This window comes from Brevibacillus centrosporus, assembly GCF_003710815.1.
GTDB classification, from domain to species: domain Bacteria; phylum Bacillota; class Bacilli; order Brevibacillales; family Brevibacillaceae; genus Brevibacillus; species Brevibacillus centrosporus.
Genome location: NZ_RHHP01000038.1, coordinates 130,656 through 152,023, shown reverse-complemented (window position 1 = coordinate 152,023; position 21,368 = coordinate 130,656). Strand labels below are relative to the sequence as shown.

Annotated in this window: 22 protein-coding genes; 9 read left to right on the top strand and 13 right to left on the bottom strand. The window is 50.6% G+C overall.

The features are described 5' to 3' along the window. Positions 1 to 8: 8 nt before the first annotated feature. The 8 genes from EDM55_RS25185 to EDM55_RS25150 form a co-directional block, all read right to left on the bottom strand. Positions 9 to 1,181, bottom strand: a complete 1,173-nt coding sequence (locus tag EDM55_RS25185) for a DUF885 domain-containing protein (protein ID WP_092267072.1) — start codon at positions 1,179 to 1,181, stop codon at positions 9 to 11. A gap of 1 nt (position 1,182) precedes the next feature. Next, positions 1,183 to 2,118, bottom strand: a complete 936-nt coding sequence (locus EDM55_RS25180) for a succinylglutamate desuccinylase/aspartoacylase family protein (RefSeq protein ID WP_092267073.1) — start codon at positions 2,116 to 2,118, stop codon at positions 1,183 to 1,185. Between the two features lie 15 nt (positions 2,119 to 2,133). Beyond that, positions 2,134 to 2,973 carry a nickel transporter permease gene (gene nikC / locus EDM55_RS25175; protein ID WP_092267074.1) on the bottom strand — a complete coding sequence of 280 codons (840 nt, stop codon included), beginning with the start codon at positions 2,971 to 2,973 and terminating at the stop codon, positions 2,134 to 2,136. A 12-nt stretch (positions 2,974 to 2,985) separates the two neighbouring features. Beyond that, a complete protein-coding gene (locus EDM55_RS25170; protein ID WP_092267075.1) occupies positions 2,986 to 3,969 on the bottom strand; it encodes an ABC transporter permease in 984 nt (327 codons plus the stop codon). A gap of 52 nt (positions 3,970 to 4,021) precedes the next feature. Continuing rightward, positions 4,022 to 5,638, bottom strand: a complete 1,617-nt coding sequence (locus tag EDM55_RS25165) for an ABC transporter substrate-binding protein (RefSeq protein WP_122961655.1) — start codon at positions 5,636 to 5,638, stop codon at positions 4,022 to 4,024. A 48-nt stretch (positions 5,639 to 5,686) separates the two neighbouring features. Continuing rightward, complete coding sequence (locus tag EDM55_RS25160) at positions 5,687 to 6,784, bottom strand: M24 family metallopeptidase (protein WP_092267077.1); 1,098 nt, start codon at positions 6,782 to 6,784, stop codon at positions 5,687 to 5,689. Positions 6,785 to 7,057: 273 nt separating this feature from the next. Next, a complete protein-coding gene (locus EDM55_RS25155) occupies positions 7,058 to 8,245 on the bottom strand; it encodes a M24 family metallopeptidase (RefSeq protein WP_092267078.1) in 1,188 nt (395 codons plus the stop codon). A 222-nt stretch (positions 8,246 to 8,467) separates the two neighbouring features. Beyond that, positions 8,468 to 8,818, bottom strand: a complete 351-nt coding sequence (locus tag EDM55_RS25150; RefSeq protein ID WP_092267079.1) for a DUF3870 domain-containing protein — start codon at positions 8,816 to 8,818, stop codon at positions 8,468 to 8,470. Between the two features lie 571 nt (positions 8,819 to 9,389). On the opposite strand from EDM55_RS25150, the gene EDM55_RS25145 reads away from it, so the two are divergent. Further along, complete coding sequence (locus EDM55_RS25145; RefSeq protein WP_122961654.1) at positions 9,390 to 10,868, top strand: Lsa family ABC-F type ribosomal protection protein; 1,479 nt, start codon at positions 9,390 to 9,392, stop codon at positions 10,866 to 10,868. A 215-nt stretch (positions 10,869 to 11,083) separates the two neighbouring features. Beyond that, positions 11,084 to 11,611 carry a superoxide dismutase family protein gene (locus tag EDM55_RS25140; protein ID WP_122961653.1) on the top strand — a complete coding sequence of 176 codons (528 nt, stop codon included), beginning with the start codon at positions 11,084 to 11,086 and terminating at the stop codon, positions 11,609 to 11,611. A gap of 121 nt (positions 11,612 to 11,732) precedes the next feature. Here EDM55_RS25140 and EDM55_RS25135 read toward each other — a convergent pair whose 3' ends face one another. Both EDM55_RS25135 and EDM55_RS25130 read right to left on the bottom strand, forming a co-directional pair. Beyond that, positions 11,733 to 12,563: a 1,4-dihydroxy-6-naphtoate synthase gene (locus EDM55_RS25135; protein WP_092267082.1), complete on the bottom strand. Its 831-nt coding sequence runs from the start codon at positions 12,561 to 12,563 to the stop codon at positions 11,733 to 11,735. Beyond that, positions 12,563 to 13,225, bottom strand: coding sequence for a futalosine hydrolase (locus EDM55_RS25130; RefSeq protein ID WP_122961652.1), 663 nt, complete (start codon positions 13,223 to 13,225; stop codon positions 12,563 to 12,565). The genes EDM55_RS25135 and EDM55_RS25130 overlap by 1 nt, the downstream gene beginning before the upstream one ends. A gap of 465 nt (positions 13,226 to 13,690) precedes the next feature. Between EDM55_RS25130 and EDM55_RS25125 the strand changes: the two genes are divergently transcribed. Next, on the top strand, positions 13,691 to 13,891 hold the full coding sequence (locus EDM55_RS25125) for a cold-shock protein (RefSeq protein WP_005830059.1): 201 nt from the start codon (positions 13,691 to 13,693) through the stop codon (positions 13,889 to 13,891). A gap of 67 nt (positions 13,892 to 13,958) precedes the next feature. Here EDM55_RS25125 and EDM55_RS25120 read toward each other — a convergent pair whose 3' ends face one another. Beyond that, positions 13,959 to 14,288: a YnfA family protein gene (locus tag EDM55_RS25120; protein ID WP_092267084.1), complete on the bottom strand. Its 330-nt coding sequence runs from the start codon at positions 14,286 to 14,288 to the stop codon at positions 13,959 to 13,961. Between the two features lie 313 nt (positions 14,289 to 14,601). Between EDM55_RS25120 and EDM55_RS25115 the strand changes: the two genes are divergently transcribed. After that, positions 14,602 to 15,483: a YitT family protein gene (locus tag EDM55_RS25115; RefSeq protein WP_092267085.1), complete on the top strand. Its 882-nt coding sequence runs from the start codon at positions 14,602 to 14,604 to the stop codon at positions 15,481 to 15,483. A 57-nt stretch (positions 15,484 to 15,540) separates the two neighbouring features. On the opposite strand, the gene EDM55_RS25110 is transcribed toward EDM55_RS25115, so the two are convergent. Then, complete coding sequence (locus EDM55_RS25110; protein WP_122961651.1) at positions 15,541 to 16,245, bottom strand: HAD family hydrolase; 705 nt, start codon at positions 16,243 to 16,245, stop codon at positions 15,541 to 15,543. A 116-nt stretch (positions 16,246 to 16,361) separates the two neighbouring features. After that, positions 16,362 to 16,760, bottom strand: coding sequence for an acyl-CoA thioesterase (locus tag EDM55_RS25105; protein ID WP_246070841.1), 399 nt, complete (start codon positions 16,758 to 16,760; stop codon positions 16,362 to 16,364). 161 nt (positions 16,761 to 16,921) lie between these two features. Between EDM55_RS25105 and EDM55_RS25100 the strand changes: the two genes are divergently transcribed. The 5 genes from EDM55_RS25100 to hisC all read left to right on the top strand — a co-directional run bounded on the left by EDM55_RS25100 (position 16,922) and on the right by hisC (position 21,347). Beyond that, positions 16,922 to 17,377: a DinB family protein gene (locus tag EDM55_RS25100; protein ID WP_122925208.1), complete on the top strand. Its 456-nt coding sequence runs from the start codon at positions 16,922 to 16,924 to the stop codon at positions 17,375 to 17,377. Further along, positions 17,374 to 17,895 carry a GNAT family N-acetyltransferase gene (locus tag EDM55_RS25095; protein ID WP_122961650.1) on the top strand — a complete coding sequence of 174 codons (522 nt, stop codon included), beginning with the start codon at positions 17,374 to 17,376 and terminating at the stop codon, positions 17,893 to 17,895. The genes EDM55_RS25100 and EDM55_RS25095 overlap by 4 nt, the downstream gene beginning before the upstream one ends. 149 nt (positions 17,896 to 18,044) lie before the next feature. Further along, a complete protein-coding gene (locus EDM55_RS25090) occupies positions 18,045 to 18,962 on the top strand; it encodes a DMT family transporter (RefSeq protein ID WP_092267478.1) in 918 nt (305 codons plus the stop codon). A gap of 184 nt (positions 18,963 to 19,146) precedes the next feature. Further along, on the top strand, positions 19,147 to 20,241 hold the full coding sequence (locus EDM55_RS25085) for an iron-containing alcohol dehydrogenase family protein (protein ID WP_092267088.1): 1,095 nt from the start codon (positions 19,147 to 19,149) through the stop codon (positions 20,239 to 20,241). After that, positions 20,238 to 21,347, top strand: a complete 1,110-nt coding sequence (gene hisC / locus EDM55_RS25080) for a histidinol-phosphate transaminase (RefSeq protein WP_122961649.1) — start codon at positions 20,238 to 20,240, stop codon at positions 21,345 to 21,347. Before EDM55_RS25085 ends, hisC begins: the two co-directional genes overlap by 4 nt. The last annotated feature ends 21 nt before the right edge of the window (positions 21,348 to 21,368 follow it).

Here is a 21,368-nt window from a genome sequence, read left to right as displayed (position 1 = left end):
CCACCTCTTTAGCCAAATTGTTTTACTGTGTCCGCCGATAGCATGCGTTTGTAAAGGAATTGGAAAAACGGCTGATGCTCACTTGGTGCTAGACGGCTGTATGCTTCGTGCACGGCTTCGTTTCCACGCCAGTAGCTAAAGATGAACGGAGCGCGCAGAGAATGGGTGACAAAGCGCAGGCGAGACGCCACCCAGTTTTCCTCTCCGAAAGCAAACTCCTTCAAGTAGAGTCCTGCCTCTTCGACCGTTTTGCCCTCGGCGTGTATCATATGGGCGGCATTCATCCCGGAAATCGAGCGTATTTGCTGATAGATTTCATAGATGTGATCATCGGTCGTATAGGCCCAGCTGATAAAGCGCATGCCGTTGTCTGCGATTCCTTCGAACACTGAGCTGGAGGCAGTATTGGTAATGACCAGCCCTGCATCCAAAGGAAGCTCTCCCGCTTTTAGCCCTAGCTCGCGAATGTACATATGCGTCGTATGTCCGGGAAAGCATTCGTGTGTGACCAGATGCTTCAATCCCTCGTACGTGTAGGCGAGATCTCCATTAAGATACATCTTGCCGTTTACGTAGTCGCAATAGGCATTGTAGGGAACGCCATAGACAAGAACAGGGGCCACTTCTACGTCTGCCACCTGTGGAAACATCCGCTCGGCGACCAGTGCTCTGGATGTTGCCAGCATCTCGCGCAGGACGCTCTCCAGCTCGTTAGCAGGAACGCGCCGTTCTGCTTCCCATGCCGCCACTTTTTGGTGGAGGGCCCCTTTGTATCCCCGCTGTGTTAAGACCTTATCCAGAAGCGCATGGAGTCTTGCCTGCTCTGCATACGTTACGGGGTTTTCATTGACGTACAGAAAGCCGCGTACCTTTTCTCGAAATGGCAAATCCGTACCTGAGCACCATCTCGCAAGTGAGTCAATGGACCCTATCTGCTGTTGCATGTAGTTGCGTCGCACTTCGTCCGAAATCTTCGCGTAATCACCAAGCAGCTTGCGCAAATCATCGCGCACCTCGGACCAGTCGGCATAAGGGTTAGCGGCTACTTCGGTCAGATTGATCGGCACGAGTCCTTCTCGATCAAAGGAAGCTTCCCCGGTCGAACCCTTTCCGCTCCGGTACAGATTGTCCATCCCCAGCACAATGCGGCAGTAGGTTTCTGACAGCTGCAGATCGAGCATATTACGCCTCCTCAGCTGTATCGAGATTTCCGATCATGAAGCCGTAATCGCCCGGATTTACCTTGTTTAGCTGACCACGCATCAAAATCACCAGATTTCGCTCAAATGGCGTATGAATCACTTCCAGCTCCTCAAATGTTTGCGGGTTATAGGTGCGGGAGAGAACCTGCTTGCCCTCGATGACGGAGCCGACAGCGTTGAAATCGAAACCTGGCACCAGAAGTCCACCCTGTGTCGGGCGAATGATCTGAATTTCAGTCATGACAACCTGCTCTGGCGCTGGTACGACTTCACCCGGCAGCATTTTCAAATGGCGCATGCAGTTGAAAATACCTTCTACCCCGCGTTCGACAGCTTGCTCGTAGTTTGGTCCGCCACCTACCTCGACCGTTACGCTAGGAATGCCTTTTGCAGATGTATAAGTGGCAGTTGTACCTTCATAAGGATGGGCAGGTCGGTACAGCACAGGGAAGTTAAAGGCACGGGAAAGGGCTTCGTCGTTTTGGATGTATACATAGTCAACAATCGGCACCGCTCCGCCTGCGTGCAGATCGATGTAAGCATCGAGCTTGTCGAGGAAATTGGTCACGATCGCATGGGCTAGCTGTTCAGTTACCCACCCCTGTGGATCTCCTGGAAACACGCGGTTGAGGTTGTTCATATCCAGTGGGGTATTTCGAGTCAGCGATTCAAAAGCGAGTGGGTTGGCAACCGGCATGAGTAAAACTGTTCCGGACAGCTCTTCCTCATTCAGACGCTCATAGACACGACGCAGAATTTCTGCACCAATGATTTCGTCGCCATGGATGACTGCGGACAGTCCTAGCACAGGTCCCGCTTCTTTGCCATAAATGGTGTGCAGCGGCAGCGTGACTTTTGCCCCGTTGGACAGATGCGTGACGGGGATTTCGTTATATTCGCGTTTTACTTGGCTCATGGATAAAACCTCCTCTTATTTTTGTTTCAGTTTGGTATCAGTCAGGTCGCGGATTCCGTCACCCAAAAGGTTAAAGCCCAAGACAGTGAGCATGATCGCCACACCGGGATAAATAGAGAGGTGCGGGGCATCCTGCAGAAATTTCATCCCGAATGCCAATGTCCAACCCCAGCTGGATTCGGGTGGCTGGATTCCGAGACCGAGAAAGCTGAGTGTCGCTTCTGCCACAATCGCCTGACCAAGCCCCAGCGTCGCCACCACGATGATCGGCGCCAGGCAGTTAGGCAGGATATTGTACACGATGATCCGAAAATCGCTGGAGCCAATGGTGCGCGCAGCCTGTACATACTCCTCTTCCTTGATCGACAGGACCGTAGCACGTACCAGTCTGGCGTAGCTGGTCCAATAGACCAGCGCCAGCGCGATGATCACATTTTCAATTCCCGGCCCGAGAGCAGCTACAAAGGCGATGGCTAGCAAAAGCACGGGAAACGACAAGACAATATCGACAAATCGCATGATTACGGTATCAATCCACCCACCGTAATAGCCGGAAATCAGTCCCAGCGTCACGCCGATGACCAGTGCCAGACTGACGGAGACAATCCCTACCTCCAGCGAGACTTGCGCACCGTAGAGAATCCGCGTGTACAAATCACGCCCAAATTGGTCCGTCCCAAGCAAATGGCCACCTTCCAACGGATCAAGCAATCGTTCCTTCACATTCATTTCATAGGGGTCATGTGTAGACAACAGCGGTGCCAAAATGGCTGCCAGCACAACGGCCAGCACGATGATTCCCCCAATCAACACAGCCTTGCTTCTGGCTGCGGTTCGTAGCAGATTGACGTTCATCATCCTCCCTCCTTATCTCTGCTGTATCTTGGGGTTGACGACAGCGTACAGAATATCGACGATCAGATTGGTCAGCGCGAACAGGAACGCGATGATGAACACACTGCCCTGGACCACTGGAAAATCGCGCTGACTGATCGCGGTGATAACCAAACGCCCGATGCCCGGCCAAGCGAAGACCGTCTCCGTTACGATGGCCCCTCCCAGCAGATTGCCAAACTGAAGGCCCACAATCGTAATGACCGGAATGAGCGCATTGCGAAACGCGTGCTTGACGATCACCATGAATCCGCTGACCCCTTTTGCTTCTGCTGTCCGTACGTAATCCTCTTTCAGCACCTCCAGCATGGTCGAGCGCACCATCCGGGTAATCAGTGCTGCACTCATGACTCCAAGCGTCAAGGCGGGCAGGAACAGGCTGCGCATGCTTTGTACCAGGTCGTAAATATTTCCTGTGGTGATCGCGGTCCACAACGCTTCGGTGAGAGGCTCTCCTCGACCAAAGGAGGGGAACCAGTTGAGATTCACAGATAGCCCGATGATGAGCAGCATTCCCATCCAGAAAACAGGAATGGATACACCGAGCTGAGCAAAAAACATGCTGATGTAGTCGACCCAGGAAAACTGCTTCACGGCAGACAGGATCCCAAGCGGAATCGCGATAACCAGCGCGATGAGCATCGCGACGACAGCCAGCTCCAGCGTTGCCGGCAAATGCTTGGCAATTAACGAAAAAACAGATTCATTCTGAAAAATGGAATGACCCAAATCTCCGGTCGCAACGTTTTTCAAAAAAGTAAACAGCTGGACGTATAGCGGCTCATTTAAGCCCATCAGATTGCGCAAGCGTTCAATCTCGCTCTGACTGGCATCCTGCCCTAAAAGCACCATCGCCGGATCGCCCGGAATCATGTGCAGCAGGAAAAAGACTATGACGGATATACCGATTACTACAGGTATCATTTGGAACAATCGTTTTATGAGATACGTGACCAAAAGGATCGCTCCTTACGCTGTAAGTGGAGGGGAGAGAAATCTCCCCTGCCTCCTATTTTTTCACTTCCACATCTTTGAGGTTGTACAAGCTACCTTTCGGGTGTTCCTTGAAGCCTGTGAGATTGTTGGCGTACATCGCGACATAGCCCTGATACAGGACAACGTCGTACGCAACCTCATCTGTAACGATTTTGGCTACTTCCTGATAAACCCTGGCTCGCTCTGCCTGATCCAGTGAAGCACGGCCTTTGTCCAAAAGCTCATCTACCTTCGGATTATTGTACTTGCCGTAGTTGTTCTCACTTTGCGACTGGAATTGGCCGTACATGGCGCGGTCCGGATCAACCAGACTCAGCCAGCCCAGAAGCGCGATATCAAATTTTTGCGCCATCATGTTCGCAGAGAAGGTCGGCCACTCGGTAGTCGATACCTTCGCGTCTACCCCCGCTTTGGTGAACTCATTTTGCAGGAACTCCACTGTTTGCATCCGATTCGGGTCTTCCGTATGCGTGGACAGAGTAAGAGTCAATTTTTTGCCGTCCTTGTCTAAAATGCCGTCATTATTGCTGTCCTTCCAGCCCGCCTCTTCAAACAGTGCCTTTGCCTCCACAGGATCGTAGGAGTAACCCGTGATGCTTGGATCATAAGCCCATGAAGGAGGAATCAAAGGTGATTGCCCTGGCTTATCCATTCCTGCGTAGAGACTGTCCGATATCAGCTTCTTATCTACGAGATGGGCTAGCGCTTGACGTACTTTGACATCTGACAAAATCGGATTGGTCGTATTGTAGTTAAGGTAGGTATAACCGAGCCCCTCTGTCTCCTTGACTGTGAATTTGCTGTTGCTCTTTATTTTGGCAATGTCCTGCGGAGAGAGCGGAGAATGCACCAGATCGACGTCTCCTGCTTCCAAAGCGGAAACGCGCGTGCTGTTGTCCGGGATGATGAAGTAAGTCAGCTTTTTGGTTTTCGCAGGGCCACCCCAGTACTGCTCATTTGCTTCAAAGGAAATCTTGCTGTTTTTATCCCACTTCACCATTTTGTACGGACCGGTTCCTACCGGATTGGAGGAAAACGCCTGTGGATCCTTTTCAGCCAAGCTCTTTGGAACAATGCCCAAATCCAGATAGCTCAGAAGTGGTGCGTATGGCTGCTTCAAAGTAAATTTGACCGTCTGCTCGTCAACGACTTCCACTTTGGAGATCGGTGCGTAAAGCTTGGCATACGGCGCTTTGAAATTCGGATCTAGGAGTGAATCGTACGTGAACTTCACGTCCTCAGCGGTAAAGGGAGACCCGTCATGGAAGGTCACGCCCTTTCGCAGCGTGAAGACCCATGTCGTAGGATCAGGATTTTCCCACTTCTCCGCCAAGGCTGGCTGTGCTTCCAATTTGTCGGACAGTCGGATGAGCCCATCGAAAACCACATCCGTTACCCGAGCAGCCGTCGTATCTCTGGAGAGCCTTGGGTCCATCGTTCCCGCATCTACATCCAGTCCAATCTTTAGCTCATCAGCTGTTCCCGTTTGTGCAGGCTGCCCCTCTGTCGTTGCTTGCTGCTGAGTGCCCCCGGATGATGAGCTTTCCGGTGCCTTGTAGCTGCAGCCAGTCAGAGCAGCACTCACCAGAAACGCAACGGAAAGCAATGCGCAAAAGCCTTTCTTTTTCATCTCAACTGATCCCCTTTCGAAATAAGCTTTCTATTTTTCTCTTCTTTGTTACCCCTCGCGAATGTCGATGTAGCTAATCTCCTTTGGACTCTGCGTCAGTATCTCGCAGCCCGCCTCTGTCACTACGACGATATCCTCTATGCGAACCCCAAACTCTCCTGGCAAATAGATCCCGGGCTCGATGCTAAAAACCATTCCTGCCTGCATCTCCTCCTCATTTTTCTGATGCAGGAACGGTCCTTCATGCAGCTCCAGACCCAATCCGTGGCCTGTTCGATGTGTGAAAAAACGATCGTAGCCCACTTTAGCAAACTCGCTGCGAATCATTCGATCTACATCCGCAAAGCGAACCCCCGGCCTGATCATTTCAATCGCCTTTTCCTGCGCAGCGCGGACGATTTTATAGATTTCTTCAAATCGTTGGTTCTGCTTGCCGTAATAGAGCGTCCGGGTGATGTCTGAGCAGTAGCTGTGATAAACCCCGCCCATGTCGATCAAGAGTGCTTGCTCAGGTATCAAACTGGTCATGCCGATCTCATGATGTGGATTCGCACTGTTTTTCCCGAATCCAATAATCGGCTGAAAGGACAGATCATGCACTGAATGCTCTCCGAAAAAGCTGCGGATCGTCTCAGCCATTTCTCGCTCTGTCGCAGGATAATACTGCAACTCGACAACTTGGTGCATAACGGCATCGGCAATACGCGCAGATTGACGCAGCGTGTTGACTTCGCACTCATCCTTGATTTCCCGCAGCTTCTCAACAATGTGGCTCTTCACAGGCAGGAGCTGCGGTCGCAAACGCAACAGATCAATCAGATAGGAGCTGGACCAGGTAAGATCAATGGCAATCTCACCTTCTGTGCCTACATGCTCTGCCAGAAGAGCTACCGGGTCGTCTTCATCCGCCCAAAGGATGGTCTCGATTTCTTCCGGTAAAGATAGCTGCCCCGCAAACATTTGATGGATAAACAGCTTGGGTTTGCTCTCCCCATCGAAGTATAGACAGCTGAGACGCTCTCCCGTGGAAATGGGTTGCCCGGTTAGGTAGTACAAGTTGGCTGTGGAACTGACGAGTAATCGGCTCATCCGCTCTGACTGCATGGACAGGAGGCAACGCTGCAAGCGTCCTGTAAAAGGTTTCATAAAGGGATGCTCCTTTCTTGGCTGCCACACGCATGCACGAAAAAGACCAAGCCAAACACTCGTCCCGACTCATACTGAGGAGACAAATGATCAGCTTGGTCATAAACTCCGAGTGTATGAATAGGGGCTGCCTATCCACAGGAATTTAGGCTTGCTGTGAACATCTGTTGTTTTCTTTTGATTGTTAATATTCTTACTTTTGTATCTTATCTTATTTTTAACAAAAATACAATAATTTAATTCTCATTAAAATTATTTTTCTCGACAACTTTATCAGCAAATCAATGATTCCAAATCTCGTGGGTAGTACGTCAGCATTTCCATCCCAGCACCTGTTACCACGATCGTCTCGGCATGGCGGAAACCTCCTAGGCCATTCACGTAGATTCCTGGCTCAACGGACATGACCATGCCCGCTTGCAGAATCGTTTCCTCTCCCAGGTCAAAAAACGGTGCTTCATGATTCATCAAGCCCAGTGCATGCCCCGTATGGTGACGTGTCAGGTGGGTAACCCCGTTATCGCGGAAATAGCGCTGTACTTCCTCCTCCACTCGCTTCGCCGGAATCCCCGCCCGAATGGTAGCAAATGCTGTCTCTTGCGCCCCTAGCATGAGCTGAAAATACTTCTCCTGCTCCTTGGTCGCTTCCCCTACAAACATCGTGCGCTCCAGCTCACTGTGATAGCCCCAAACAGCAGCGTCTGCCCCGGTCACCAACGTATCCCCATGCCCTAGAGTGATACTTTGGGTCACCGCGTGAGGAATGGCTGACATGGGACCTACCTGCCCTCTGAAAACGGCGATGACATTGTGGCCGTATCCCCCGTACGGCTTGTAATCCGGTCCAAGCGCTTCCAGCATCATCATGGAAGCTTCGTGGCTCGCTCGTCCTTCAATCTCCATCGCGTTGCTCCCCGCTTTGGAGTACTTTTGCAACAGCCGATGAGCGAGATGAGACCAACGCAACGATTCTTTGATCAGCTCCAGCTCATTTGCTGACTTGACCGCCCTTGCTTCCTCCACCCAGCCTCGCAGGGAGACGAATGCCTTGGCGTCTACCAGCTCGCTGACCCTCGGCCCTCGATATCCCATCGGAGAACCATAGCCATCTGCATCGAGTCCTATTGTTTTGCCTTGTAAATCAGCTGCGATCAAAGCATCTTTCAAGTACTCCATCGGGTGACGCAAGCCCGGATACTCTGGATAAGAGTGCACCCCATCTACGGCAGCGTACTTCTCAGCGTGCTCGTGCTCTAGCGCGGGAACAAACAGATGAGATTTCCCATTCGGCGCAAAAAACAAACCGATGGGTCGCTCTGTCGGATGAAAATGGAATCCCGTCAAATAAAAAATATCCGTGACGCTAAATAGAACGGCACCCTCCACCCCGTTTTTCTCCAATCTTGCCAGAAAGGCTGCTTGCCTCTGCCGGATTTCGGCTGTAGGAATCGCCAAAAGCATCTTTCGTCCCCCATTCCCTGTTTTGAGTAAGTATCTGCATGCAAAAAGGACCAAACCAAAACAATCCGAACGCTGGTAAGCGCCAGGATCATTCAGCTTGGTCCGTACGTCCCGTCTGGTATGAACAGGGGATGCCTGTCCACTGGAACACCGTCTTGCTGGAATTCATCTGTTAGGGGTCATTATACCTGCATCTGACCCAATTTTCAATATACTCTGTTTTTACTCCGACGCTGCCTCTGCATACGTCATGGATTTATAAATTTCAAACTGATTGTAGGCATCGCGGATAGCTGAGACGATCGCTTTTTTTCCCAGTCCAAAATAACGTCGTTCGAATTTTTGAATGGGGAGATCCACTCCGTTTTTCAAATCGTGCCCAACCAGAATACTCTTGATAAAATCATTGCACATGTTGGTAACAAAGGTGCATGAAGCATTGACGATTTTGTCAGTCTCCGGATCAATCTCAAACCCGACTCCCATGACCCCGTACAGATTTTTAGCCGCCATCCCATCAGGCAAACGCGAATAGCCCGTGCAAAAAATCGTTTCATCCTTTCTTACGTCCATGGTGAAATCCTCCCTTCGATGCCTTCTATCAGAATTATTTTACTTCTTTTGCAACAAAATGCCTACGGTGAATGAGTACAACGATTCTGATTCTAGCATCAACTCGAAAAAAAGAAACCACCTAAACGAAAAGAGGAAATCGACAACAAAAAAAGAACACCCCATCCGGAGCGTTCTCTAGGAATAGAATAAATCTGACCATCGATGACGTCCAGAGTTTTTTCCTTCTCTTGTCACCCTTTTTCTGCATTTTCGACCAAACGTCCATTTTTTTGACACATCTCGCCCCGTGTTGAAACATAAAACCGAATGTGCTATTGTAAATACAAACATAACGACTGGAGATGAAAAGATGGATAATCTTTCTTGCTAATGAAGCGAAGCATAACCAAATCAAACGGGCAGAAGATGCCTCTTGTTTTGTTGTGCTTGTGCGAGCAAGAAAGATCCATTCTTTTCACTCAGACCATATATCCTCGTCATGCCTTCTTTAGGCTTGGCTTTGCTGTATGTATGAGCTGTGAGAATGTACTTTCTTGCAGCTCATTTTCTATATACAGGAGGATCATGTATGTCTTTAATAAACGTGGCAAACCTGACTTTTGCCTATGACGGCAGTTACGATAACATCTTTGAAAAAGTGAGCTTTCAGATCGATACTGACTGGAAATTAGGCTTCACGGGGAGAAATGGTCGCGGGAAAACCACTTTCCTCAACCTGCTGCTCGGCAAGTACGATTACAGCGGCAGCATCTCTGCAAAGGTCGCCTTCGAATACTTTCCGTTCCAGATCGCCAACAAAGAGGGCAACACCATGGAAGTCTTTGCCGGCATCTGCCCCGATGCCCTCGAGTGGGAAGTCATGCGCGAGCTGTCCCTGCTCCAGGTATCTGAGGACGTTCTTTACCGGCCCTTTGAAACCTTGTCGAACGGAGAGCAGACCAAAGTGATGCTGGCCGCCTTGTTCCTGAAAGAAAACAGCTTTCTGCTGATTGACGAGCCGACCAACCACCTGGACCGGCATGCGCGGAAAATCGTCAGTGACTATCTCCGCTCCAAGCACGGCTTTATCCTGGTCTCTCACGACCGAGCCTTTTTGGATAACTGCGTGGACCACATCCTGTCCATTAACAAGACCAACATCGACATCCAAAAAGGCAACTTCTCCTCCTGGTGGCATAACAAGGAGCTGCAGGACAGCTATGAGCTAGCCGAGAATGAAAAACTCAAAAAGGACATCAATCGCTTGTCCGCTGCCGCCAAACGCACCTCGAACTGGTCCGATAAAGTAGAAAAAACGAAGAATGGGACCACGAATTCCGGCTCCAAGCTGGATAAAGGCTATGTAGGTCACAAAGCAGCCAAGATGATGCAGCGGTCCAAGTCCATCGAGTCCAGGCAGCAATCCGCCATGGACGAGAAGGCGAAGCTCCTCAAAAATGTGGAAAGCTCCGAGAAGCTCAAGCTTTCCCAGCTGAGCTTTCATACAAGCCGACTCGTTGAGCTGGACGATGTCTCCCTCTTCTATGGAGAGAAGACCGTATGTAAAGATATCAGCTTTTCCATCGAGCAGGGCGACCGCATCTCCCTTTCCGGCAAAAACGGTTCAGGGAAGTCGAGCCTCCTGAAGCTGATTTGTGGCGAAAACATCTCGCACACCGGGACCTTCCGCAAGCCTAGTCAGCTGAAAATCTCCTACGTCTCGCAGGACACGGCTCACCTGCGCGGCAACCTGACCGCCTTTGCAAAAGAAAATAGCATCGACGAAAGTCTGTTCAAGGCGATTTTGCGCAAGCTCGACTTCTCTCGCGTTCAATTTGAAAAGGACATCGCGGCTTTCAGCGGTGGACAGAAGAAAAAGGTGCTCATTGCCAAAAGCCTTTGTGAACAGGCGCATCTCCATGTTTGGGATGAACCGCTCAACTTCATCGACGTAATCTCCCGCATGCAAATCGAAGAGCTGCTGCTCGAATACTCCCCCACGATCTTGCTTGTGGAGCATGACAGCGCGTTCTGCAAAAACATCGCTACCAAAATCGTTGAGCTGTAACCGAAAAATACAGCTCACGCCAAGCGCATGAACCGTCTGGAAGTCTCTGGACGGTTCGTTTTTTTTTTATGCTTTTGACCTCCTGCATAACGGCGGAGCTTTTACGTCCAGGTCGCTTCATGCACTCCCTCGCCCTGAAATAGAACCGGAACCCAGCGCCTACCTACGACATATGCTACACCAGAAAAATCCAGATAGTGAGGCTGACATTTCCTATGAATTGGTATCAACCGTACGGATACTTTCCCCAAACGGTTTCCTCTCAGCACGTCTTCACGCCTACAAAGGCCATTGCAGAAATCCAGGGAGGTCCTTTGGCTCCGAATCTACACGGCTATATTGCTTTTTTGGATGTCCCCTACGGCTCCGAGGTCTTTGTAGAGGTTAGCGGTCTTCCAGCTTATCGACCTGCGAGCGGCGACCACCCGCCTATCGGTCCCTTCGGCTTTCATTTACACGACAACAGCTCTTGTGCCGTCGGCGATCCCCAAGATCCGTTTCAATCCGCCGGCTCTCATTGGAACCCAACTGATCAGCCCCATGGCAATCACGCCGGAGATTTTCCTCCTCTCTTTTCCAATGACGGCTACGCACGTATGAGCTTTTTCACAAACAAGTTTCGTGTCGCTGATGTCATCGGCAGGACGGTCATTATCCATCAGAACCCCGACGACTTCCGCACACAGCCAGCGGGCAACTCAGGCAAACGCTTGGCTTGCGGTCTTATCCAGGCCGCTGGGTAGCTCCACCGGCTATTTGCGCTTTGTGCCTTGCTTGGGCGGAAAATACTCCGAACGCAAAAAACTCTGTAGCCATCCCACCCTAGAGTGGCTACAGAGTTTCTCTTGCTTCCATTCGGTTTGATTACGCACGCAAAAGAGCCAAATCAAATTGGGGAACCAGACCTTCATCAGCAGCCCTGGAGAGCAAGCCTGAGATGGCTGCGAACCCGTCATCGCCCAGATCTCTCGTAAACTCGTTTACGTACAAATCGATGTGTGCTTGTGTTACCTCCGGCGCCATTTCTTGAGCATGCGCCGCTACATATTCTCTGGATGCCTCCGGATGTGCCCACGCGTACTCGACAGAAGCACGAGTCCATTTGGTCAAAGCTTCGATATCCATAGAACGGCGAGCGATGATGGCACCCAGCGGAATCGGCAGACCCGTGTCAGACTCCCACCAGCTGCCCAAGTCTTGCATCATGGTCAAGCCGTAGTTTTGATAAGTAAAGCGTGCCTCGTGAATGACCAGACCCGCATCGATCTTGCCATCCCGTACGGCAGGCATGATTTCATGGAAAGGCATCACGACAATCTCCCCTACGCCACCCGGGACATTTTGCGCTGCCCACAAGCGGAACAGCAGATAAGCGGTAGAGCGCTCGCTAGGAACGGCTACGCGTTTACCAGACAGCTTGGCCGGATCGCTGCTGTCCTGTGTCAGAACAAGCGGACCGCAGCCTCTCCCCAGTGCTCCGCCACACGGTATCAGGGCGTAGTCTTTCAAAACCCAAGGCAGGGCCGCATAGGAGATTTTCATAACCTCCGGGCCTTCTGTGTTGATCGCCAAATGGTTGGTGATGTCAATATCTGCGTACATAATGTCCAGCTCGGGAGCACCGGGAACCAGCCCATGCGCCCATGCGTGGAAGACAAACGTGTCGTTTGGACATGGAGAAAAAGCAATCTTCATCATAATACCTCCCGTAGTACAGAGCTGGCTGCTTCCAGAGCAGCAAAAGCCTCTTTCATTCGCCAAGCAGATTTGTCACGCGGGCCAATCGCATTGGAAACAGCCCGAATTTCTAATACCGGTATTCCTGCATCCTGTGCGGCAACCGCTACGCCATACCCCTCCATCGCTTCCGCAGCGGCATCAGGCATGCGTCGTGCTAGCTCCGCAGCTGTCTGCGCCGTACCCGTCACCGTCGACAATGTCAGGATCGGCGCCATTTTCACTGGCAATTCTGCTGCCTTCAGCGCCTCTGTAACACTTGCTGCCAGCTGTTGATCTACCGGGACGTGGGCAGAACCGAAGCCGAGCTCGTCCAAACTGCAAAAGCCTTCAGCCGTTTCCGCGCCGAGATCGGCACAGACAATCTCACTGCCGACGACCAGCGAGCCTACCTCTGCCTGACCGACAAACCCACCACTGATCCCGGCACAAATGACCAGATCAAACGGCTCCTCTGTCGCCAGTATCCGCGCGGTTCGCGACGCTGCTGCGATCGGACCTACTCCTCCGATGCGGACTGTAAAGCGAGCATCGTCCCGAAGGCCGCGGAAAACGGCATCCCGTTCTGCTTCCACAGAAGTCACGACCAAGATTCTTTTTTCAGTTGATTGTGTGTTCAAATGCAATCTGTCTCCTTTCTCCAAACTTTTTTGCTGCTAGCAAGTCGTTCATTCCACTCCCAACGTTAGCGCTACTTTTGATCGCTGTAAAGTTGTTTACGCAGTTTGTCAGATTACAGGAAGAAAATAGGAAACTGATAAGAAAGAACCTGTTATTAGGTGCCACTTTTGATCTTGATGGGTCCTCTACTCTTTTCACAGGATACGCTCTCTGTCCTCCTCATGGAACGATGAGAACCGTCTTTTGCTCCAACTGACAAGACTAGTTCTTATATTTCCTATCGTCTCTTATTTGTTTGCTTTCCATAGCTGTCTGTGGTAGTATTTATTCAAACAAAAGATTTCTAAGTGTTCACATATTGTAAAGGGTTTACATGTATGTTTGAACCTTTTCCAATGTGTGAATTTTTATTTTACCCATAAATAAAAGTTGCATATTCATTTTATTTTTTGGAGGTAACACCCATGCAAACAGGTACAGTAAAATGGTTCAACGCTGAAAAAGGCTATGGCTTTATCGCAGTTGAAGGCGGAAACGATGTATTCGTACACTTCAGCGCAATCACAGGCGAAGGTTTCAAAACCCTCGAAGAAGGCCAACGCGTTGAGTTCAACGTAGTAGAAGGCAACCGTGGACCACAAGCTGAGAACGTTGTAAAACTGTAATCGGCTTTCAAAAGCTGCCACCTCTGTAAAGAGGGGCAGCTTTTCTTATTCAGTCCGCTTTCTCCTTCTACGATGAACGTGGCGCCCACAAGATTACACTCACGCCAATCATGCAGATGAGAGCTCCGAGCCAGTCGTACAAGTCAGGTGTTTTTTTGTCGACCAGCCACCCCCATAGTACAGCGAGAACGATGAACACACCTCCGTATGCCGCGTACACCCGCCCAAAGGAAGGAAAGCTCTGCAAGGTCGGAATCACCCCGTAGAGAACCAAAATAATGCCCCCGATGATACCATATCCAATCGGTTTGGACTCCCTGAGCCAAAGCCAGACCAAATACCCGCCGCCAATTTCGGCCAGACCAGCCAGTAAAAACAAGAGCACGGTTACAAACATACCTACTCCTCCTTTCTACCCAAAAAGAAAATCGTCTGAAAACGACTCGTCTCACATACCTTGTAGTGTATTTTTCCGATATTTTTCTACCATCGCCATTTGGCCATGGCTGATAGGTGCTCCCCGATTTCCCACTAGTAGAAAGTAGCAATCTCCCCTTCCCCTGTCAATGCGCATGTCATAAGCGGCTGCTAATTACCCAAAAATCAGCTGTGAATGTACTTTTTTTACGCGGTAGCACATTTAAGCCTTAGGCATCAGGCAAGGAATGGTATAATGAATAGGTAAACAATCAATATTTGGGAGGGGAACGATGGAACAAACATTGTCAAAATCGACTCACCAAAGATTGCCGTTGGGAAAATTGCTCAAAAGAATCTTCTTCATCCTGATCGGTGCTTCTCTCGTCTCGGTTGGTCTGGAAATCTTTCTGGTTCCGAATCAGATTATTGACGGCGGTATTGTAGGCATTTCGATTATTGCGTCTCACCTGACTGGATGGACTCTTGGCATTTTTCTATTTTTACTCAACTTACCATTCCTGATTGTCGGCTACAGGCAGATTGGAAAGACGTTCGCCATATCTACCCTTTTTGGAGTCACGGTCATGTCAGTCGGAACCGCCCTGTTGCACCCGGTTCCCGGATTGACGGATGACCCGCTGCTCGCAGCCGTGTTTGGCGGAATCATTTTGGGAATTGGCGTTGGGCTCGTCCTGCGCAATGGAGGATCACTGGATGGTACAGAGATTATTGCTGTCCTTTTCAACAAGAAGACCCCCTTCTCCGTTGGTGAGATCGTGATGTTTTTCAACTTTTTCATTTTGGGCAGCGCCGGATTCGTATTCGGATGGGATCGTGCGATGTACTCGCTGATCGCCTATTACATTGCATTCAAAATGATCGATCTGACCATCGAAGGCTTCCAGGAATCCAAATCGGTTTGGATTATCAGCGACAGCTACAAGGATGTTGGAGATGCCATCGTAGCTCGTCTGGGACGCGGAGTCACCTATCTAAAAGGAGAGGGCGGCTACACAGGCGATGAGAAGAAGGTCGTCTTCTGCATCATTACCCGCCTGGAAGAAGCAAAGCTCAAGATGATCGTCGAAGAGATTGATCCGAGCGCCTTTTTGGCAGTCGGCAATATTCACGACGTCCGAGGTGGACAATTCAAAAAGAACGCAATTCACTGACTATATGCACAAAAGGAAAGTGCCTCCCTTTATTCGGAGGCACTTTTTCACTCTGACCTATAACCAGGACGCAAGCTGCTCCAGCCGCTCGATCGTGGCCAAAGGCTGATGGCTCGTTGGCTGCTTTTTCCCACGCGGGTTGATCCAGACTGCGGACATACCCGCCTCCATCGCTCCAGCGACATCCGCCTCCCATGTATCTCCTACAAACAACACCTTGGAAGCTTCCACATCCAGCGCTTGTAAAACGGTGGCGTAAATGCGCGGATCTGGCTTGTGGTAGCCGATCAGCTCGGACAGAAACACGCGCTCTCTTGGGAAATAGTCAGATAGTCCAAGTCTCTCTAGCTTGATAAACGCCATATCCACGGGGCCGTTGGTCACGATCCCGAGCGTGAAGCGCTTGGACAAATCCGCGATCAGCTCATTCACATGCCCATCAGGAGTGACCGCATCCATGCACGCTGCCGCATAGGCTTGCTGAAAGCCGTTGATTTCCTCCACGCTGATTTCCCGGTTGAAATCTGCCATGGACCGTTGCAGCCGCAGCTGGCGGTATTGGGTAAAATCGTATTTTTTCGCAATGACATCAACCCAGAGCGCATCCCCATGCCGCCGCAGCGCTGACAGCAAAGCCTCTCCATCCAAGTCGTGGGTCAGCGGATGTGACGCGATCGTATTCGTCATCCCTTTTTCCCAGCAAGCCGAAAAGTCAAACAAAGTATCATCTAAGTCAAACAATATCGTTGTGAAAGCAGACACCTTGGCGTCACTCCTTCTCTCGTTTCTCCGTCTGGTTCTCTCTTGTTCATTGTAACGGAAAAAGCGCGCCTTCTGGGGAGCAACCTGTACAAAGATGCGGAAATGGATGCTTCCCGCTATTGCTGTGCCAATTCAGCCGACAGCGCCTCACGCAGCTCTGCTGGCATTTCCGTAGCACGGCGGGAATGGGCATCGATCATGACCATCGTGACATCTGCATCTGCCACGAGCCTCTCCTCCTGATTGAACAGCTCGTGGCAGATGACAAAGCTTTTCTCGCCCAGCTTGACCGCGGATGTTCGGGCGATTACCTGTTCATGAATGCGCAGTTCTTTTCGATAGTTGATGGTAATGTTGACCACCACCGGCATGATGGCGCGACGCTGCAGCTCGTCGAGAGTCAGTCCCGTCTGCCAGAGCCAGTCAAACCGGGCCCATTCCATGTACTCCAAATACTTTGCATTATTGACGTGTCCAATGAAATCCAGATCGGTTGAACGAACGGGAAACTCAATTTGATGCGCTCCTTTTTCTTTTCTCCAGTATAACGAATTTCCAGAACTGAGTGAACATTCATTCGCAATATTCAAAATGATTCGTCTGTTCTTTTGTCCTATTTTACCTATAATAAGGGTAGTATGTATATTCCAAGCCCCATGGAAGGATGATCAAGCTGATGTTCGAACAGACACTGCTGCCTGCCCTGAAAACCGCACGTTCTCGTTATATGGACGTACTAGTCAATCTAGAGGAGAAGGAGCTTGTCTGGAAATTGGCTCCTGGCTCCAACTCTATCGGCTTTTTGATTCATCATATTGCGGAGGTCGAGTATCGCTTCTGTATGATGTTTTTTCAGCGTCCGCTGCCAGATGGCCTTACGCTTGCAACGATTGGAAACGTGAAGGATGAAGGCATCTATACGGAGCTTGCCCCGCTTCATGCGATTCGGGAAGCGTCTTTTGCCCATCTGCTCGATTCCCTCTCCTCCCTGCCCGAAGAGGCTTGGGACATTCCTTGCGTGGCGCCGATCGGGACACTCACTCCACGACAGGCGCTGGGACGACTCATCTATCACAACGGCTATCACGCGGGACAGATCGGCCTGATCCGAAAATACGGTGGCGCCCAATGAGTCTTTCCTTAGCGGGAGAACGCCTCGTCCTGCGGGAAACGATCCGGGACGAACTTCACGAGCTCCTGAACATCTACAACAGCAACCCGGGGTACAATCAACTGCGCAATGGCTTTGGAATCGTGACATTGGCAGAGCTGGAAACCGAATATGATTCTACGATGGGAATACCTTCAGGATATTGGCTGACAGTGTACGCGGGTGAACAAATCGTTGGCATCATGCACCTGATCGTCACCAATCCCGCGGATCAAAAAAGCTGGATCAGTCTGCTGCTAATCCATGCTAACTTTCAACGAAAAGGCTATGGCAGAGAAGCTGTCCAGCTGGCAGAAGGTCTCTGTGCCTCTGAGGGCAGCTTCCACGTACATCACGGAGTTATCGCTCAAAACGAGCCGGCCCTGCTGTTTTGGGGCAAGCTCGGTTACGAACAGTATCGCCAGGTTCTTGCACCAGTCGGTCGTCTGGAGCAGCCTGTTCTTCTCGTAGCCAAATGGCTGTCACCGTCACCAGAATAAGGAGGTGAAACCAATGACAATCCACTTGTTTGAATGTGATGTACCTGCCGTCCTCTCCTAGTCGGGAGGGAATGGATCGATGGTACATTCTTCCCCTCGGCTACGGAATATGGGCTTTCATGATGAACATTCCGAGAGGGGACCTATACATGATTCAATCACAATGGAAACAGCAGTTATTCGGAGCGATCTGCCTGACGCTGGCTGCAGCGATCTGGGGAGGCGTGTATGTCGTAAGCAAAGTCGTGCTGGAAGTCATTCCTCCGTTTACCCTATTGATCCTGCGCTTTGCGATCGCGCTGATCGTGCTGGGGGCCTTCGTCATCTCCCGCAAAGACTACATCGCCAAAAAAGACTTTCCCATGATCATGCTGATTGCTTTTGTTGGCATCACCATCTCGATTGCCGCTCAGTTCCTAGGAACCAAGCTCTCGACGGCTCATATGGGCGCACTCATCACCTCCGCTTCCCCTGCCTTCATCGCGATTTTCGCGGTGTGGCTGCTAAAAGAGCGCATCCAATGGAAGCAGCTGATCGGCATCGTGCTCGCGACGGTAGGCGTCTTCATCGTCATTGGTGTGCCGGATCAAGCCGATGCGCAATCCTCCTTTGCCGGAAATGTGATTCTGCTCGTTGCGGCTGTCAGCTGGGGATTGTACACGGTACTCAGCAAAAAGGCGACACAGCTCTACTCTTCTCTCGCTGTGACTACCTATGTAGCGCTGTTCGGTCTGATTTTCACAAGCCCCGTCATGATCTGGGAAATAAGCGTTACTCCGATCTCCTGGAATTTCGGCTGGGAAATTTGGGCGGGTGTCTTGTATATCGGGATCATCTCTACAGCAGGTGCCTTTTACCTGTGGAACAAAGGCTTTGAGATGATGCAGGCGGGGAGCGGAGCTGGCTTTTTCTTCGTTCAGCCGATCGTCGGATCCTTTCTGGGCTGGCTGCTGCTGCATGAACATCTAGGGCTGAGCTTTTTTGCTGGAGCTGCTTTTATCTTTTTAGGAGTAGCGCTATCCAATTTGCAGCAGTCGAAAGCACCTAAGCAGTCGCATCATTCGTAGCAAAATATACCATTTCCTTACTAAATACAGCTGTTGTCTGGCTAATGCTGGGAAACAGCTGTTTTTTTACACTATATTTCAGAATGTTATAAGTCGTTTATATTGACAAACGATAAGTTAAACCATAGTATAATCTATTGTATATTCATTCACTCCCATGAATAATGGTACAGGAGATGTCGTTATGTTTACTATACCAGGTCCTGGTAAATACGTACGTGAAGTAGAGCTTTTGAATGAAATTGGTGCCTATATCCAGGGTTTTGGAAACAGCGCGCTGATGATCGGTGGACAAACGGCTCTGTCGAAAGTCCAATCCGTCATTACAGCCAGCCTGGAAAAGCAAGGAATTGAAAATAAAGGCTTCACCTGGTACGGCGGCGAATGCTCATGGGCAAAAGTCGAGGAGCTGCGTGCAATCGTACAGGAGAAAAAGCCCGAGGTACTCGTCGCAGTCGGTGGCGGCAAAGCGATCGATACGGTAAAAGCAGTTGCCTTCGCTGAAAATCTGCCATTAGTCGCCGTTCCAACGATTGCCGCTACCTGCGCTCCAGCTACACCGATTGCGATCATGTATGACGATGAAGGAACGTTTATCGAGATCAGCCATCGCTCCAAGGCTCCGAATGTCGTTTTGGTAGACACGAAGATCATCCGTGAGGCGCCTTATCGCTTCCTCGTCGCAGGGATCGGCGACACCTTGGCAAAATGGTTCGAATCTTCCGTATCGGTGAAAAAGAGCCAGCCTACTGCTTTGAATCAAAGCGCGGTTCGCTTGGCGGAAGGTCTCTATCAGATGCTTTTGGAAAAAGGACCTTCTGCTATTGAGACCATCAAGCAGGGAAAAATCGACGCAGCGGTTAATGACGTCATCGACAGCATCATCCTGATCAGCGGAAGCGTGAGTGGCTATGGCGGCGACGATTGCCGTACAGCTGCAGCTCACGCGATCTACTCCGGCTTGACCATTTTCCCTGAGGTACACGACACCTACCACGGTGAGATCGTCGCTTTCGGGATCTTGTCCCAGCTCGTACTGGAAGGTAAAAGCGAAGAGGAAATCCGCGAGCTGATCTCCTTCTATCAAAAGGTAGAGCTGCCTTATACTCTCGAGGACATGGCGATTACCGAGCTTTCCGCAGAAGAGTGGGAGCGCCTGGGCACCGTCACAGTCGGCATCGAAGACATGGACAACATGCCTTTCGCGGTCACGCCTGAAATGGTCGTACACGCCATCCAGGGTGCCGATGCCATCGGAAAGAAGGTCAAACAACTATGAAGCTAGATCAAATGGTCCGCAGCGTCTACCCGAACCTGACGCCTTATACGTGCTCTCTTGCCGATCTGCCCGTGGAAGAAATGAAGCAGGCACTGGGTCTTGAGCAAGTATACAAGCTCTCTTTTAATGAAAATCCGTTGGGCCCCTCGAGCAAAGCGCGAAATGCCATGCAGCAAGCTCTGTCCCAGCTGAATCTGTATCCGAGCTCCAGCGGAGAAGCCGTTCAAGGCAAAATCGCAGAAAAAGAAGGCGTCCTCCCAGAAAACGTCATTCTGTCCAATGGGGCAGATGAGATGATCATTCTGGTAGCCCAAACGTTTCTGGAGCCTGAGGACGAGGCGATTATCCCGGAAATCTGCTTTGTGCAGTACATGGCTTCGACCTATTTGATGGGAGCAACCCCTGTTTTCACTCCGATGAAAGCAGATTTGGGTATCGACCTAAAGGCCATTCTGCAAAAGATTACCGAGAAAACGAAGGTCATCTTCCTCTGCAATCCGAACAACCCGACAGGAACCGTCATTCCTGCCGATGAGCTGCAAGCGTTCATCAAGCAAGTGCCAGAAAACGTGCTGGTCGTCATCGACGAAGCCTACCACGAATTTGCGGATGGAGATGGCTATCGCTCCTCGGTAGAGCTGGTGAGTGACTTTGCCAACGTGTTCGTCATCCGGACCTTCTCGAAAGTCTATTCGCTGGCTGCTGCCCGGATCGGTTACGGGATCGGACAAGCTGCGCTCGTCGATGCCATCAATCACGTTCGCCCTCCGTTCAATGTCAACAGCATCGCACAAGCTGGTGCATTAGCCAGCCTTGATGACGCCGAGCACGTAGCCGAGTCCAGACGAATCAATCAATTTGGCAAGCAGCTTTTGTGCAAAACGCTTGACGAGCTTGGGCTGTCCTATCTGAGCAGCCAGGCGAACTTTGTTTGTGTCAATACAGGCAAGGATGGTCAAGAGGTGTTTGATCGACTGGCTGAACGCGGCTGGATCGTACGCAAATTGACTGGCTATGGGCTAAACAGCTCCCTTCGCATTTCTATCGGTCGTCCTGAGGAAATGGAAGCTTTTGTTGAGGTATTTAAAGAAGTTCTATCTAAATAAAAACAGATAAGGGGAAATTCA